Raw genomic sequence first — 15,406 nt, forward strand, 5'->3', positions numbered from 1 at the left:
CGCCTATATTCGCCGCTACCGTTGTTGAGACACGAGGACGCCATGCCGCTTTCCGAGTCCGTCGACCGCGAGCCGATGCACCACCGGACCGTCGACTGCCACGGCTACCACCGCGCCGACGGATTGTGGGATATCGAGGGCCGCGTCAGGGACGTCAAGGCATACGATTTCCGCAACGAGCACCGTGGCATCCTGCGCGCCGGCGATGCGGTCCACGACATGTGGATTCGCGTCACCGTCGATGACGATTTGCAGATCATCGACGCCGAAGCGGCCACCGACGACCACCCGTTCCCGACTTGCCCGGCGATTACGCCGGCATTCCGAAAACTGATCGGGCTCCGCATTGGCCCGGGCTGGATGGGTGAGGTGCGCAGGCGGCTCGGCGGCACCCAGGGTTGTACCCACCTGGTCGAGCTCTTGGGCCCCATCGCGACGACCACCTACCAGACGATCTTCCCGGCCCGCGATCGGAAGGAGCGGGCAAATCCCAACCGGACCAAACCCGGGCACCTCGACACCTGTCACGCTCTGGCGAGCGACGGCCCGGTTGTCAAGCAGCACTGGCCGGAGTTCTACACTGGGAGTTGAAGGCATTCATCGGCGCGATGACCGGTGAATTGGTCCATCGCCACGGACAATTCGGCGCCATGGCGATCGATGATCGGCTGGTGATTCTGCCGCCATTCGCCATCAGCTGAGCCGAACCGCGCCGCGAAACCTTCCCAGACCCGATATTGCAAGCCGTGGGCTCGTCCGGCCGCCGCCGATGCGAAACCCGAGGCCATATTGTCGACACGATCACGTCTCACCCTGCACCTACTTTGCGATGTCCCGTCGCCCTATGGCTTCGCGTGCGAAGTTGCATGAATCGCATGGAAATGGGCCGCCGGCGCCCGTCCGCGGCGTCCCGCAGTCGGTTCGTGCCCGATTATTGTCACCAACCGGACCGATCGGGAGCCCTATAGTTTAACAAGGTGGACGTGATGGCTGGGTACCAAACTGAAATGCGCGACCGGACGGTGCCGATCGGTCGTGGCGTTGGGCGGGGCCTAGGCTCCGCCGGTACCTGTGGTGAATCCCACAGACCTGTTGCGGGAATCCGTGGACGCTCTACCTGTGGCTGAGGAGAAACACGGATGGATGATTTAAGGGTCTATCGCCTGGCGAATTTCCTGATCCGGAATTACGGCACCGCGGCGCCGCGGGAGGCGGCCAGGCGGGCGGATGAGTTGCAAGCGAAAGGTGACAGCAGTCGAAATCGGCTATGGCTGAACGTGCACGCGGCAACACGGCGGCTTTTGGGTGACACCTATGCGGGCAAAACGCTGCCATCCAAGGTATCCTCGCCCATTCCACGGCGGACACAAGACGGTTCCTGAAAAATGGCCCCGCCGAAGCGGGGCCAAGGATATGACCCAGACAGGGAGGTGCCTGCGACGTTCCTATGCAACGGCAGATAAACCCCGCACGCAGTGACGATTCTCACACCGCAAATCAATTCATCCATACCGCTAAAGTCTGAGGCCACCGCGCGCTCCGGTTGGGCATTTCGAAAGTGTCGACATCTATCCGATTCAGTGGTGGAGTGGCGGCGACGCGGTTAGGCACAGAAAAAGGGATCCGCGATGTCGCGTAGAGAACGCCGCCGGCCGCGCGCAACCGGCGTTGTCCAGGCGCCGTGGCGCCGCATTCGGGTTCCTTATCCGCCGCTTGAGGTTCTGAGCCGGGAACAGGTCGAACTCATCCACGACCGTGCTCTTGCCATTCTCGAGGAGCTTGGTCTCGAGGTTCTGAGCGAAGAGGCGCTGCCGATCTTCCGCGATGCCGGCTGTGATCTGAGCCCGGCCGACGCGGGAACCATGGTGCGCTTCTCCCGCGGGCTGGTCGAGGATTTGATCGGCCGTGCGCCCGCGCAGATCGCGCTCCACGCCCGCAACCCCGAACGCGACATCGTAGTCGGCGGTGAATGGATCAATTTCACCACCGTCTCCGGGCCTCCAAACGCCTCGGATCTCGCCGGTGGCCGACGGCCGGGTAATTTCCAGGACCAGACCAACCTGATCAAGCTCGCTCATCAATTGAACGCCGTCACGATGCTCGCATCACCCTCGGTCGAGGCCCAGGAGCTGCCGGCCGAGAGCCGCCATCTTGACGTGTCTCGAAGCTTCGCGACGCTTACGGATAAATGCTGGGGCGCGCGCGCCATCGGCCGTCGCCGCGTCCTCGATGCGGTCGAGATCAACCGCCTCGCGCGCGGGCTGACCGTGCGAGAGGCGTTCGACCGGCCAGGCATCGTCGCCAACATCAACACCAACTCGCCGCGGCGGGTCGATGCCGAGATGATCGGCGGCCTGATGGGTCTGGTCGAGGCCGGCCAACCGGTGATGATCACCCCGTTCACGCTGTCGGGCGCGATGAGCCCGGTCACCCTCGCGGGCAGCCTGGTGCAGCAGCATGCCGAGGCGATGGGCATACTCGCCTATGTCCAGATGGTCCGCCCCGGCGCGGCGATGGTCTATGGCGGGTTCACCTCGAACGTGGACATGAAGTCGGGGGCGCCGGTTTTCGGCTCGCCGGAATATGTGCGCGCGGTTATCGCCGGCGGCCAGCTCGCCCGCCATCTCGGCCTGCCTTACCGGTCGAGCAACGTCAACGCCTCCAACGCGGTCGACGCCCAGGCGACCTATGAATCGCTGATGTCGCTGTGGGCGGTCGTCCTCGGCCATGCCAACATCGTATGGCACGGACTGGGCTGGCTCGAAGGCGGATTGACCGCCTCGTTCGAGAAAATGGTGCTCGACGCCGAGATGGTGCAAATGATGGCGGCCGCCCTGGAGCCGTTGAAATTCGACGACGACGAACTTGGCCTCAAGGCGATCGAGGAGGTGCCTCCCGGCGGCCATTTCTTCGGCGTCGGTCATACGCTGGAGCGCTACGACCGTGCGTTCTATGCGCCGATCCTATCCGACTGGCGCAACTTCGAGAGCTGGGAGGAAGCCGGCTCGCCCGACGCCACCCAGCGCGCGCACGAAACTTACAAGCAACTCCTGGCGGCCTACGAGGAACCCACGCTGGAGCCCGAGCGCATCGAGGCGATCGATGCTTTCGTCGCCAAGCGCAAGCAGGAAATCGAAGCCAAAGGTCTCGCTTAGATTGAGCCGTCCTTACTCGCCCGGTGCCGTGAGGGACAGGGCCAGGGCGTGAACCGGACCCTTAAGTTCCGCACTCAACGCATCATGGACCAAGCGGTGGCGTTCGATCCGCGAACGGCCGGCAAACGCCTGGGCCGTCATCTCGACGCGGAAATGTGTCTCACCTTCCGGGCGTGCGCCGGCGTGACCGGCATGGAGATGGCTTTCGTCGATGACGCGGAGCGATACCGGATTGAATTCGGCGTTCAGCTTGTTTTCGATGATCCGGGCCACGCTCATTCCGCCGATCCTTCTCTCCCTCGAGGGTACGCCGCCGACGCGTATGGCATCCGTTAAGTAACTGGAAACACCCTATGAACGAGGCTTAAAGGGACGATTGTCAAGACCGACCTTTCCTTGCCACGCTTCTGACGACTGCCCATACTAAATCCATGCGACGCGCCCGCGAAGAAAGCCTGAAGGCACCGCTGGACCTGCCAAAACCGGAAGGCAGGATTTGCGACGCGCCCGGATGCTCCGCGATCGCCGAACACCGGGCGCCGCAATCGCGCCAGCGGCTCGACGACTTTTATTGGTTTTGCCTCGACCACGTGCGCGACTACAACCGGGCCTGGGACTACTACAAGGGCATGACGCCGGAAGAGATCGAGTGGCACCTCCAGCAGGACTTGCAATGGCGGCGACCGACCTGGCCGCTGGGCGGACGCGGCGCCGGGTTGCATGGTCCCACCGGCGACGCCTTCGCCGATGTCTTCGGGCTGTTCGATGAGAGCGGTGAAACGCCGGGAACACGGTGCAGGCACGAGAAAACCGTCATTAAATCGGCCGAACAGCGTGCATTGAGCCTTTTGGACCTGGACGGACCGGCCAACCCGGACCATATCAAGGCTCGGTATCTGGAACTGGTGAAGCGGCTGCACCCCGACGCCAACGGCGGCGACAAGGCGGCCGAGGAGAAATTAAAGCTCGTCAACCAGGCCTATGCCACGTTAAGAAACAGCGCGCTCGCCCGTTAGCGGCCGGCGCATCCGTAAACCAGCGCGACCAAAGCAAGCTCATGCCCCAGACAGCAACGACATCCGATCCGATGCCCGCCGAGTCGATTCCCGACATCAAGGTTTCGGTGCGCCAAACATTCGGCCTCGACAGCGATATGGAAGTTCCGGCGTTCAGCCAAGCCGCCGAGCTCGTTCCGCCGATCGACGACGCCTATTGTTTCGACCACGACACCACCTTGGCCATCTTGGCCGGCTTCGCCTACAACCGCCGCGTTCTGATCGCCGGCTATCACGGCACCGGCAAGTCGACCCATATCGAACAGGTGGCGGCGCGGATCAACTGGCCCTGTATCCGGATCAACCTCGACAGCCATATCAGCCGCATCGACCTGATCGGCAGGGACGCGATCGTGGTCAGGGACGGCGTGCAGGTCACCGAATTCAAGCAGGGCCTGTTGCCGTGGGCGCTGCAGCATCCGACCGCGCTGGTCTTTGACGAATACGACGCCGGCCGCCCCGACGTGATGTTCGTCATCCAGCGCGTTCTCGAGGTCGAGGGCAAGATGACCCTGCTCGACCAAAACAAGGTCATCCATCCCCACCCCGCGTTCCGCTTGTTCGCCACCGCCAACACGGTTGGACTGGGCGACACGACCGGCCTCTATCACGGAACCCAGCAGATCAATCAGGGCCAGATGGATCGCTGGAATATCGTCGCCACGCTCAACTACCTACCGCACGAGGACGAGCAACGGATCGTGCTGTCGAAGGTCCCGGCCTACGACACCGACGACGGGCGCCAGACGATCAGCGCCATGGTCGCGCTTGCCGACCTTACCCGCTCGGGATTCGTCAATGGCGACATCTCGACCGTCATGTCGCCGCGCACGGTCATCACCTGGGCCGAGAACGCCACCGTATTCAATGACATCGCCTTCGCGTTCCGGGTGACATTCCTGAACAAGTGCGACGAGCTGGAGCGTCCGACGGTGGCCGAGTACTACCAGCGCTGCTTCGGCACCGAGCTGCCGGAGACCGGGGTCAAGGCTCAGCTCGTCTAGAGCGCCATGTCCGAGAACGAAAACCCGGTCGAGGCCTTCCGCAGGACCACCGCGGCGACGATGCGCGCGATTGCCCATCGCGACGACATCAATGTGACCTTCACCGCCGAGGCGGTGGGCGGCCACGGCGCAGAGATCCATCTGCCGCTGCCGCCCCGCGATCTGCCGCACGAAGAGGTCGCCTGCGTCCGCGGCGAAGCGGATGCGACCGCGCTCCACATGCGTTTTCACGATGCCAAGGTGCATTCCAGGGTCGCGCCGCGCGGCCAGATGGGCCGCCGCATCCACGATTCGATCGAGCGAGCGCGCTGCGAGGCATTGGGCGCCCGGCGCATGGCCGGCGTTTCGGAAAACCTGTCGGCCGCGCTGCAGCGTCGATTGTGCGCGGAGGGCTACGACGCCGTCGCCGAACAGCAGGACAGCCAGCTTCCCGAAGTCCTGGGCTTGCTTGCCCGCGAGGCGATGACCGGCAGCTCGCCGCCGCCCCAGGTCCGCAAGGTGGTCGACATGTGGCGGCCCATCGTCGAGGCCCGCGCCGGCAAGGATATGGAGAAATTGAACCGCCGGATCGAGGACCAGGAAGGTTTCGCCGATATCGTGCGCGAATTGATCGCCGATCTCGACCTGCCGGACGACCAGCCTTTGTCCGAGGAGCCCGACGATTCCGACGGCCAAAACGAAGACGAACTGCAGGCCGCGAGCGAAGGCGAAGAAGGCGACAGCGACGGCGAGAACGGTCAGGTTGTCAGCGCGTCGGAGGCCGATCAGAACGGATCGGAGGACAACCCGGATGGTGCCGGTGAGGATGCCGAATCAGAGCTCATGCCGGGCAGCGGCACCGAGGATGACCCTCAGCCCGGCCGCGGCCTGCGGCCGGATGAGTCCCGCTGGAACGACCCCGATCACATTCCGTACCGCGCCTTCACCACCGAGTTCGACGAGTTCGTGGCAGCGGGAGACCTCTGCGACCCCGACGAGCTGACGCGGTTGCGCCATCACCTCGACCAGCAGCTGTCGCATCTTCAAGGCGTGATCAGCCGCCTTGCCAATCGGCTCCAGCGCCGTCTCCTGGCCAAGCAGTCGCGGTCGTGGCGGTTCGATCTCGAGGAAGGCCTGCTCGACAGCGCGCGCCTGGCCCGGGTCGTCGTCAACCCGGTCGAACCGCTGTCCTACAAGCAGGAAAAGGAGACCGAATTCCGCGACACCGTGGTGTCGCTGCTGATCGACAATTCGGGCTCCATGCGCGGCCGGCCGATTTCGGTGGCGGCGATGAGCGCCGACATCCTCGCCCGCACGCTGGAACGCTGTGGAGTGAAGGTCGAGATCCTGGGCTTCACGACGCGGGCCTGGAAGGGCGGACGGGCGCGCGAAAAATGGCTGTCCGCCGGCAAACCCAGCAACCCCGGCCGACTCAACGACCTGCGCCATATCGTCTACAAATCGGCCGACGCGCCGTGGCGCCGTGCACGCAAGAGCCTCGGCTTGATGCTGCGCGAGGGCATTCTCAAGGAGAACATCGACGGCGAGGCCCTGCTGTGGGCCCACGAGCGGTTACTGGCTCGACCCGAGCAGCGCCGCGTCCTGATGGTCATATCCGATGGCGCTCCGGTTGACGATTCGACCCTTTCGGTCAATCCCGGCAACTATCTCGAGAGGCACCTGCGCGAGGCGATCGGCTGGATCGAGCGGCGCTCGCCGGTCGAGCTTATTGCCATCGGCATCGGCCACGACGTCACGCGTTACTACCAGCGCGCGGTGACCATCGTCGACGCCGAGCAGCTCGGGGGCACGATGCTGGAAAAATTGACCGAGCTGTTCGACGAAGACGGCGAACAGCCCGGCGATCAATGGCGACGCCGCGGGGCGGCATAGCGGCGCCCTATCCGCGCAGATTCTCCTTCAAGAAATCGAGCGTCCGCGTCCACGCCAGAGCGGCATCGGCTTCGTCATAGGGCGCCTGGGTCGGGTTCGCGAAGGCGTGGTTGGCCTGATACCAATAGCTCGCATTACTCTTGCCGGCCTCGGCCATCGCGGCCTCGAAGCCGGCGACCATATCCTTGGTGATCCAACCGTCCCTGTCCGCGTAATGGCCGAGTACAGGGCCTGCCAGCTTGGCGAGGGATTGCGGCGTGCGGTCGATGCCGCCGAATTCGGGCCCGACGCTGCCATAGTAGATGACGGTCGCATCGACCGGTGCCGACAGCGACGCGTTGAGCGACCATCCGCCACCGAAACACCAGCCGATGGTCGCGATCTTACCATTGGTCTGGTCGTTCGACTTGAGCCAATCTATCCAGGCGACCGCAGTCTCGACAGCGGCGGCACCATCGACATTCGACATCAGCGCCCTGGCCGCGTCGGGCGTGTCGGCGACGCGGCCGCCGTAGAAGTCGACGGCGAGCGCGACATACCCTTCCTTGGCCAGCTCGGCGGCCACCGATTTGATCTGGTCGTTGAGGCCCCACCATTCATGGACCAGGAGAACCGCCGGCGCCGGGGTCTCGGCAGGGAGCGCCAGGGCCGCGTTGACCGCGCGTCCGCCCTTGGTGGTTGTCGAAACCGTCGTCAGGCCGGCCGCGACGGCACGCGCAATCAGCGGGTCGGCGAGGACCGCGGCCAGCGACAATCCGGCCACCGGTGCACCCGCGAGGCTCTTGATCACCGTACGCCGTCCGATATCCGCATTTGCTGTCATGTCTCGCTCCCGTGGTCGTCACAATTTGAACCGGATTTTACCGCAGCCTCGTCTCCACAACCGTGACAATATGCGGTGTCCTGTGCAAACCGACTTCACAATCGGGTGAATTTCAGCGGATGCGAAACCGGGGTTCGATTTACCGCCCATTGTTGTTGGCCGGTGTCGTTTGGATCGCAGCGCCACCGACGCTTGCCGAACCGATATCCGTCGACGCCGAACCGATCCCCCTGTTGGCGGGCTATCCCGAGGTCGCCCAGATCGACGGTCTGGCCTACCGCGGCGGACTCGTTCTCGATTCGGACGATTCCCGATTCGGCGGCCTGTCCGGTCTCGCCGTCACTCCCGACGGCGGTCGCCTCTTCGCCGTCAGCGACACCGGTTACCTGCTGACCATGACACCCGTTCTCGACAGCGACGGAAATCTGGCCGGGCTCGGCGAGGTTACCCTCGAGCCGCTTATCAGGGAGAACGGGAAAGACCTCCCCGGGATCAAGCAAGGCGCCGATGCGGAAGCGCTGACGGTGTCGCGCGACGATGCCCTGGTGGTCGCCTTCGAGCACGATCACCGCCTGATGTTCTATGACGGCGACTCGCCGCCACGGCGAACCGCGGCCCCGGCGGAAATGGCGTTCGCGCCCCCGAATGGCGGCATCGAGGCGCTGACCGCATTGCCTGACGGCGGTTATCTCATGCTTTCCGAAGGGCTTGAGACCGGACCCGAGACCGTTGCCGGCTGGTTCGGCGAGCCGGGAGCATGGTCGATGTTCTTTTACCAGCGCCACGACAAGTTCCGGCCGACCGGTGCCGCCGCGTTGGCCAATGGCGACATCATCGTGGTCGAACGGTATTTCAGCATCCTCGACGGCCAGGACACCCGCATCAGACGAATCGCGCCCGCCGATTTGGTCGCCGGCGCGGTCGTCGATTCCGCTATCGTGGCGGAACTCCGGGACCCACTGCCGATCGATAATTTCGAAGGCATCGCAGTCCACCGGACGGGTTCCGGTGAGACGCGCCTGTTTCTCATCTCGGATGACAATTTCAATCCATTGCAGCAAACGCTGTTGTTGATGTTCGCGATCGACCCCGATGGCGGCGCCGCGGCCGAATGAATCTTTCGGCCCCATCCTCCGCTCTCCTCCGCCGCGCGGTCGACGTCCGCGACGGGGAAATCGCCGCTCTCTTCCTCAGCTTCTTCTATTTCTTTGCTTTGCTGGCCGCCTATTACGTCCTGCGTCCGATCCGCGACGAGATGGGGGTCCAGGCCGGGGTCGAGAACCTGCAGTGGCTGTTCACCGGCACCTTCATTGCGATGCTGGCCGCGGTGCCCGTCTTCGGTGCCGTCGTCAAACGCTTTCCGCGCCGCCGCTTCGTGCCGTGGGTCTATCACTTCTTCACCCTCAACCTGCTCGTCTTCTTCGCCGTTCTCGCGCTCGTCGACGACGTGGCGGTGCGGGCCTGGACCGCAAGGTTCTTCTTCATTTGGGTCAGCGTATTCAACCTGTTCGTCGTCTCCGTGTTCTGGAGCTTCATGGCCGACCTGTTCGATAACGCCCAGGGACGGCGGCTGTTCGGCTTCATCGCCGCCGGCGGTTCGGCCGGGGCGTTGCTCGGGCCGAGCCTGACCGCCGGGCTGGCGGTGCCGCTCGGGCCGACGAATTTGCTGCTGATCTCGGCGGTGCTGCTGCAAGCGGCGGTGCTTTGTATCGCCGGGCTGCTCCGTGTGCTGCCGCAACCCCGGGGCGCCACGTCATCCGGCCGATCGGCGCCCCTCGGCGGAAGCATATGGGCGGGGGTGACCGAAATCGCGGGATCTCGCTATCTCCAGGGTATTTGCCTCTATATCGTGTTCTATACGACGACCTCGACATTTCTGTACTTCCAACAGGCCAACATCGTCGCCGATGCGTTCGACGATCCGGGTCGGCGGACCCAGGTGTTCGCCGTCATCGATCTGCTCGTCGCGGTGCTTACGCTGGCCATTCAACTGACCGCGACGGGGCGCTTGATGAAACGATTCGGGGTCGGATGGCTGCTCGCGTTCTTGCCCGTGCTGTCCATGATCGGCCTCGCCGTCCTCGCCGTGGCCCCGACCCTCACCGCGATCGTCGTCATCCAGGGCCTGCGTCGGGCCGGTAATTTCGCCGTATCCAGGCCAGCGCGGGAGGTCTTGTTCACGGTCGTCAGCCCAGAGCTGAAGTACAAGGCGAAGAACGCGATCGACACGCTGGTCTATCGCGGGGGCGATGCCCTGAGCGGCTGGCTGTTCAAGGCGTTGTCGTCGAATCTCGGCCTCAGCCTGTCGTGGATTGCCGCCGTGACGGTTCCGCTCGCCGCGCTCTGGCTCGTCGTCAGCCACCGGCTCGGCCGCGAACAGGACCGCCGCGCCGAAATCGTCGACCTCCCCGCTTCAGCCTGACGGAGACTGCCGATGCCAAACCTGAGCCGAGCCGAATTTCTGAAACTCGCCGTCGCCGGCGGTTTCGCGGCCGCAACCGGTCCCGGCGTGTTCCGGGCAACCGCCCGGGAACCGATGCGGACCAAGTCGATCCCGAAAAGCGAAGAACCTCTGCCGGTGGTCGGCCTGGGAACGTCGCGTGTCTTCAATATCGGCACCAGCGAAGCCGAGCGTGCGCCGCGGCGCGAGGTACTGGAGGTCCTGTTCGCGTCCGGCGGGCGGGTCATCGACACCTCGCCGATGTATGGCAATTCGGAGCGCGTCGTGGGCGAGCTTCTGGTCGAACTCGATGACGTCGAGCTGCCGTTCATCGCGACCAAGGTTTGGACCCGTGGCGGCGCCGACGGAATCGCGCAGATGAACGAGTCGTTCGACCTGCTGCACAAGCGGCCGCTCGACCTCATACAGGTCCACAACCTCGTCGACATGCACACTCACTTGAAGACCCTGCGCCGATGGAAGGACGAAGGCCTGATCCGATATCTCGGCATTACCCACTACACCAGCTCGGCGCTCGACGAGCTCACCCGGATCGTCGAAACCGAACCGCTCGATTTCGTGCAATGCGCCTATTCGATCAGTGTCCGCGCGGCGGAAGAACGGCTGCTGCCGGCGTGCCGCGCGCACGGGGTCGCCACCCTGATCAATCGGCCCTACGAGCGGGGCGCCGTCTTTGGCCGGGTCAAGGGCCGGCCGCTACCGGCGTGGGCGGCCGATTTCGATTGCGCGTCGTGGGGCCAATTCTTCCTCAAATTCATTCTCGGCCATCCGGGCGCCACCTGCGTCATTCCGGGCACCAGCAAGGCGAAACACATGCGCGACAATACCGGCGCCGGTTTTGGCCGGTTGCCGGACGAGGCCGAACGGGCCCGCATGATCGCGTTATGGGAAGAACTTTGACGGTGAACGAAAATCCGGCCGCCCTCACAACGGGCCGCCGGTTGGAAACGAATTAGCCGGCCGCCTCGGCCCGCGCCTTGGCTTTCTCGATCCGGCGCTTAAGGCGCCGCGCGTCGTCCGGAAGCTTGGTGTTCGGCATCCCGAGCAGGTAGACATCGAGCCCACCTTTGTGATCGATCGTGCGGATGGCATGCGCGCTCAGGCGCAAGCTCACGACTTCGCCGAGCGCCTCGCTGATCATCGAAGCCGTCTGCAGATTCGGCAAAAACCGACGGCGCGTCTTGTTGTGCGCATGGCTGACGTTGTTTCCGGACTGAACGCCCTTACCGGTAATCTGGCAGCGTCGTGCCATTGTCCCATCCTCTCGAAAAACAGGGGCCGTCAGCCGAACTGAGTCCGGGCGGCCCGCGGCCGGTTATGTAGGCCACCAGGGTAGCCGCCGTCAAGGCCAAAGCCCGCATTTCTCACCCCGATTGGCGGTCGAGGAACAATGCCAGCAGCTCCTGCGCGGCGCGGCCGGCGGTTACCCGTCCCGCCGCCGCCTCTGCTTCGAGCTCGACCACCCGCGCCGCGACATCGGCGTCGGCGCGAAACGCCTCGACAAGGGTCTCGGAGATCTCGTTCCACATCCATGCCTTGGCTTGGCCCGCGCGCCGCGCCGCGATCCCGTCGGGACCGAAGGCCTCGCGGTAGGCCCCGATCGCCTCCCAAATCGCGTCGATACCGCTGCCCTCGCGGGCCGAGCACGCCAGCACCGGCGGCGACCAGCCCTGACTCATCGGCCGCAGAAGGTGGAGGGCGCTGCGATAGTCGGCGACCGTCCGGCCCGCGGTCTTGACCAGATCGCCGTCCGCCTTGTTGACGACCAGCAGATCGGCGATTTCGACGATACCCTTCTTGAGGCCCTGCAGGTCGTCGCCACCGCCAGGCAACAGCAGCAGCATGAAAAGGTCGACCATGTCGGCGACCGTGGTCTCCGATTGACCGACACCAACGGTCTCGACGATTACGATATCGAAGCCGGCGGCCTCGCAAATCAACATCGCTTCGCGGGTGCGCCGAGCGACGCCGCCAAGCGTGCGACCGGTCGGCGACGGCCGAATGAAAGCCGCCGGGTCGCGCGCCAGATCCTCCATCCGGGTCTTGTCGCCAAGGATCGACCCGCCGCTCAGTTTGGATGACGGGTCGACGGCCAGCACCGCTACCCGGTGTCCGCGATCGATCAGGTACTTGCCGAAGACCTCGATAAAGGTCGATTTGCCGACCCCAGGCACGCCGGTGATACCGAGCCGGACCGAGTTGCCGGTCTTCGGCAGCAGCATCTCGAGCAGAGCGGCGACCTCCGCACGGTGATCGGGACGTGTCGACTCGGCGCGCGTGATCGCGCGTGCCAACGCCCGTCGATCGCCCGACGTCACGCTATCCGCCAATGCCGCAATATCGGGAGATGCTGTCAAAGGAGAGACCGGTTCGATGGCTTTCGGAGGCACGACTATACTGGGCAGACCGTCAACTGGCGAGAGCCGCTCGGAGGTTCAAAGCTCAACGCCGAACCGGTCCATCGCCCGCTGCCACTTGCTGCCAAGATCGTCGTCGAAGACGAATTCGGGGTCGGCCGGCACGATCACCCACCCCGGCGTTCCGAGTTCGGCTTCGAGCTGTCCCGGCGCCCAGCTCGACATACCCAGGAACAACAGTGCCCGGGCCGGACCCTTGCCGGCGACCTTGTCACGCAGCGCCTGGACCCCCACGGTAAAGGCAATATCGCCATCGACGACCAGCGTGTGTTCGGCAGCGTAGTCCGCCGAGTGGAGCACATAACCGGCATTGGCGTGGACCGGACCGCCGGCGAGAAGTCGAATACTGCCGCTGGCCGATACATCCTCATCGCCGAAGCCGCGCAAGATTTCGGCGACCGGCACGACCTGAATCGGCCGGTTGAGGACGACCCCGATGGCGCCTTCGGGGCCATGTTGGACCATGTAGATCACGGTCTCGGCGAAGCGCGGATCGGGCATCCGTTCGGTGGCCACCAGCAACTTGCCGGTGACCACGCCGGTCGACGTCTCGGCGCCGATGTCGAAGCTCCAAGCGGTAAACGATGCCACCAGCATCAGCCATGCCGGCAGGCACCCGAAATTCATCGCTTGTCCTCCTCGGCCCCGGGGCCGAGCGGCTGACCATAACTAAATTCGACGAAGTTTCCGTCGGGGTCGCGGACGCCGCAATAATAGCCGACCGGATAAGGCTCCTCCCGTGGCGGCCAAACCAGGCAGCCGGCCGCCGCCGCGCGCGCGGCGATGTCGTCGATCGCGGCGCGGCTGTCGAGGGCGAAGCCGAAATGGCTGAAATTGCTGTCGGGTTGGTCCCGTCCGGGGCCGCCCGGCAGCACGACGAAGATGAAATCTCTCTCTTTCCCCGGCTCGGCGAGCCACGCGATGCGGCCCGCCGCGTCGGCGCGTTCGTGGACGATCGTCATGCCGCAGAATGTCCGGTAGAAATCGACGCAGGCCTCGAGGTCGCGGACGTGAAGGGCGATATGGGTCAGTACCGGCACCATCGCATCAGCCTAGCGCGAATTCCGTCGCCGGGAAACGGGTGCCCCGCGCCATCGGCCCCTTGGCACACCGTTCGCTCCGATACGCGAACCCGGCGGTTCGGGTGCAGTAATTTACCGCCGAGTTCGTTCAAATCGTCGAATCATGCGGGCGGGCGCGACGGGTTTCGACATGCAGCGCCGCGGCACCGGCCAGCGCGTCGCGCACACGGTGAATGACGTCGCCCCAGTCGCCCGCGCGCGACTGCCGAAACAGGCGCATCGTCGGGTACCAAGGCGTGTCGTCACGGTCCAGCATCCACCGCCAGTCGGCCGCCGCCGGCAGCAATGTCCAGACCGGCCGGCCCAGGGCCCCGGCCATATGGACGGTCGAATTGTCGATCGAGATCACCAGGTCGCAGGCGGCGACACAGCCGGCGAAGGCGGTCAGATCGGTCATGAAGTCGAGCCCCGCTTCGGCCTCGACGACCAGGCCGACATCGACCGCCGCCCGTCGTTCGACCGCGGTGTCGCCGTATTGCAAGGACACGAAATGCACGTCCGGCACCGCCCCAAGCGGCGAAAAGTCGGTCAGCGGTATGCGTCGCCGCGCACCGGTCCGCGCGTTGTTGGTGTACCACGAGAGTCCGACCACGAGCCGGTCGTCGGTCGGCCTTGGCGACGGAGCCACCGGCCGCAGATAAGGAGTCTCCGACGGCACCGTGTGCGGGGTGGTGCCCAGAATGCGGGGCAGGCTCATCAACGGTGCCTGGACATCGAAGGGCGGCAATTGGCCTTCGGCCAGGTCGCGATAGGGGAGGAATTCGATTGCGTCGCCGAACGACGCGCGGGCGATATCGATCAAGCGCCCGTAAAGCGCGAGCACGATCCTGGCCTTGGGATGGGCGCGGGCGATAAGCGGGACATAGCGGCAGAACTGGATGGCGTCGCCGATGCCCTGTTCCGCATGCAGCAATATGGTCCGCTCGCCGAGTGGCCCACCGTCCCATTGCGGCACCGTGAAACCCGGCTTGTGGGTCGGCAGGTCGGGCACCCGCCAGCGCCATTCGTACTCGGCCCAGCCGGCAGCGAAATCGCCCATCGCCAGCAAGGAGTGGGCATGATTGTGGTGCGCCTCGGCAAAATCCGGCCTGATCGCTATCGCTTGCCGGAAGCTGGCGATCGCTTCCTCATGGCGGGTCCAGGCCTGTAGCGTACTGCCCAGATTGTAGTGAATGTCCGCGTTGTCGGGCGCCAATGCCAGCGCCCTGCGGTAGCTCTCGATGGCCTCACCGGGGCGATCCAGCATCTGCAGCACGTTGGCCAAACTGCCGTGGGCGTCTGCATGATCGGGTGCCATGGCCAACACCACGTTCAGCTGTTCGACCGCCTCCGGAAGCCGGTCGCGTTGGGTGCTGATCACACCGAGTAAGTGAAGCGCGTCGGCATGATCCGGCTTGGCCTCGACGATCTGGCGGCAAAGATTCTCGGCCTGCCCCAATTTGCCTTGGCGATGAAGAGTTACGCCCAACCGGTAGGCATCCGCGATCGACAAGGATTGGGTCTTGTTAATGGCCACTCTCATCGCCTGACGGGTCGC

15 protein-coding genes are annotated in these 15,406 nt (G+C 64.7%); 8 read left to right on the plus strand and 7 right to left on the minus strand.

All coding sequences use genetic code 11. From position 1 onward, the window contains the following. Window positions 1–42: 42 nt before the first annotated feature. Both GY791_12210 and GY791_12215 read left to right on the plus strand, forming a co-directional pair. Window positions 43–591, plus strand: coding sequence for a DUF2889 domain-containing protein (locus GY791_12210; GenBank protein ID MCP4329188.1), 549 nt, complete (start codon window positions 43–45; stop codon window positions 589–591). A 1,037-nt stretch (window positions 592–1,628) separates the two neighbouring features. Beyond that, window positions 1,629–3,155, plus strand: a complete 1,527-nt coding sequence (locus tag GY791_12215) for a trimethylamine methyltransferase family protein (protein ID MCP4329189.1) — start codon at window positions 1,629–1,631, stop codon at window positions 3,153–3,155. 12 nt (window positions 3,156–3,167) lie between these two features. Here the strand turns inward: GY791_12215 and GY791_12220 are convergent, their stop codons facing one another. Then, a complete protein-coding gene (locus tag GY791_12220; GenBank protein MCP4329190.1) occupies window positions 3,168–3,434 on the minus strand; it encodes a BolA family transcriptional regulator in 267 nt (88 codons plus the stop codon). Between the two features lie 152 nt (window positions 3,435–3,586). On the opposite strand from GY791_12220, the gene GY791_12225 reads away from it, so the two are divergent. The 3 genes from GY791_12225 to cobT are packed head-to-tail and all read left to right on the plus strand — an operon-like array spanning window position 3,587 to window position 7,086. Further along, window positions 3,587–4,171 (plus strand): J domain-containing protein, encoded by a 585-nt coding sequence (locus GY791_12225; protein ID MCP4329191.1) that lies wholly within the window; start codon window positions 3,587–3,589, stop codon window positions 4,169–4,171. A gap of 41 nt (window positions 4,172–4,212) precedes the next feature. Further along, window positions 4,213–5,214 carry a cobaltochelatase subunit CobS gene (gene cobS / locus GY791_12230; protein MCP4329192.1) on the plus strand — a complete coding sequence of 334 codons (1,002 nt, stop codon included), beginning with the start codon at window positions 4,213–4,215 and terminating at the stop codon, window positions 5,212–5,214. Between the two features lie 6 nt (window positions 5,215–5,220). After that, a complete protein-coding gene (gene cobT, locus GY791_12235; protein MCP4329193.1) occupies window positions 5,221–7,086 on the plus strand; it encodes a cobaltochelatase subunit CobT in 1,866 nt (621 codons plus the stop codon). A 7-nt stretch (window positions 7,087–7,093) separates the two neighbouring features. On the opposite strand, the gene GY791_12240 is transcribed toward cobT, so the two are convergent. Then, window positions 7,094–7,909 (minus strand): dienelactone hydrolase family protein, encoded by an 816-nt coding sequence (locus GY791_12240; protein ID MCP4329194.1) that lies wholly within the window; start codon window positions 7,907–7,909, stop codon window positions 7,094–7,096. Between the two features lie 119 nt (window positions 7,910–8,028). Here GY791_12240 and GY791_12245 point away from each other — a divergent pair, with 119 nt between their 5' ends. The 3 genes from GY791_12245 (at window position 8,029) to GY791_12255 (ending at window position 11,270) form a co-directional block, all read left to right on the plus strand. After that, window positions 8,029–9,024 carry an esterase-like activity of phytase family protein gene (locus GY791_12245; GenBank protein MCP4329195.1) on the plus strand — a complete coding sequence of 332 codons (996 nt, stop codon included), beginning with the start codon at window positions 8,029–8,031 and terminating at the stop codon, window positions 9,022–9,024. Then, window positions 9,021–10,331, plus strand: coding sequence for an MFS transporter (locus GY791_12250; GenBank protein MCP4329196.1), 1,311 nt, complete (start codon window positions 9,021–9,023; stop codon window positions 10,329–10,331). The genes GY791_12245 and GY791_12250 overlap by 4 nt, the downstream gene beginning before the upstream one ends. 114 nt (window positions 10,332–10,445) lie before the next feature. Further along, the gene (locus GY791_12255) at window positions 10,446–11,270 is read left to right on the plus strand and encodes an aldo/keto reductase (GenBank protein MCP4329197.1); all 825 of its coding nucleotides are present in this window, start codon (window positions 10,446–10,448) and stop codon (window positions 11,268–11,270) included. Window positions 11,271–11,322: 52 nt separating this feature from the next. Here the strand turns inward: GY791_12255 and rpmB are convergent, their stop codons facing one another. The 5 genes from rpmB to GY791_12280 form a co-directional block, all read right to left on the minus strand. Continuing rightward, window positions 11,323–11,622, minus strand: a complete 300-nt coding sequence (rpmB, locus tag GY791_12260; GenBank protein MCP4329198.1) for a 50S ribosomal protein L28 — start codon at window positions 11,620–11,622, stop codon at window positions 11,323–11,325. Between the two features lie 112 nt (window positions 11,623–11,734). Next, complete coding sequence (gene meaB / locus GY791_12265) at window positions 11,735–12,727, minus strand: methylmalonyl Co-A mutase-associated GTPase MeaB (GenBank protein ID MCP4329199.1); 993 nt, start codon at window positions 12,725–12,727, stop codon at window positions 11,735–11,737. A 78-nt stretch (window positions 12,728–12,805) separates the two neighbouring features. Then, complete coding sequence (locus GY791_12270) at window positions 12,806–13,414, minus strand: hypothetical protein (protein ID MCP4329200.1); 609 nt, start codon at window positions 13,412–13,414, stop codon at window positions 12,806–12,808. Continuing rightward, window positions 13,411–13,830, minus strand: coding sequence for a VOC family protein (locus GY791_12275; GenBank protein ID MCP4329201.1), 420 nt, complete (start codon window positions 13,828–13,830; stop codon window positions 13,411–13,413). The genes GY791_12270 and GY791_12275 overlap by 4 nt, the downstream gene beginning before the upstream one ends. 127 nt (window positions 13,831–13,957) lie before the next feature. Further along, complete coding sequence (locus GY791_12280) at window positions 13,958–15,385, minus strand: tetratricopeptide repeat protein (GenBank protein MCP4329202.1); 1,428 nt, start codon at window positions 15,383–15,385, stop codon at window positions 13,958–13,960. Between the last annotated feature and the right edge of the window lie 21 nt (window positions 15,386–15,406).

Source organism: Alphaproteobacteria bacterium, assembly GCA_024244705.1.
In the GTDB taxonomy this organism is placed as follows: Bacteria; Pseudomonadota; Alphaproteobacteria; order JAAEOK01; family JAAEOK01; genus JAAEOK01.

Bases quoted from the DNA above. Each gene is read 5' to 3' on its own strand.
- GY791_12210 (MCP4329188.1), top strand. From the start codon at position 43: ATGCCGCTTTCCGAGTCCGTCGACCGCGAGCCGATGCACCACCGGACC.
- GY791_12215 (MCP4329189.1), top strand. From the start codon at position 1,629: ATGTCGCGTAGAGAACGCCGCCGGCCGCGCGCAACCGGCGTTGTCCAG.
- GY791_12220 (MCP4329190.1), bottom strand. From the start codon at position 3,434: ATGAGCGTGGCCCGGATCATCGAAAACAAGCTGAACGCCGAATTCAAT.
- GY791_12225 (MCP4329191.1), top strand. From the start codon at position 3,587: ATGCGACGCGCCCGCGAAGAAAGCCTGAAGGCACCGCTGGACCTGCCA.
- cobS (MCP4329192.1), top strand. From the start codon at position 4,213: ATGCCCCAGACAGCAACGACATCCGATCCGATGCCCGCCGAGTCGATT.
- cobT (MCP4329193.1), top strand. From the start codon at position 5,221: ATGTCCGAGAACGAAAACCCGGTCGAGGCCTTCCGCAGGACCACCGCG.
- GY791_12240 (MCP4329194.1), bottom strand. From the start codon at position 7,909: ATGACAGCAAATGCGGATATCGGACGGCGTACGGTGATCAAGAGCCTC.
- GY791_12245 (MCP4329195.1), top strand. From the start codon at position 8,029: ATGCGAAACCGGGGTTCGATTTACCGCCCATTGTTGTTGGCCGGTGTC.
- GY791_12250 (MCP4329196.1), top strand. From the start codon at position 9,021: ATGAATCTTTCGGCCCCATCCTCCGCTCTCCTCCGCCGCGCGGTCGAC.
- GY791_12255 (MCP4329197.1), top strand. From the start codon at position 10,446: ATGCGGACCAAGTCGATCCCGAAAAGCGAAGAACCTCTGCCGGTGGTC.
- rpmB (MCP4329198.1), bottom strand. From the start codon at position 11,622: ATGGCACGACGCTGCCAGATTACCGGTAAGGGCGTTCAGTCCGGAAAC.
- GY791_12270 (MCP4329200.1), bottom strand. From the start codon at position 13,414: ATGAATTTCGGGTGCCTGCCGGCATGGCTGATGCTGGTGGCATCGTTT.
- GY791_12275 (MCP4329201.1), bottom strand. From the start codon at position 13,830: ATGGTGCCGGTACTGACCCATATCGCCCTTCACGTCCGCGACCTCGAG.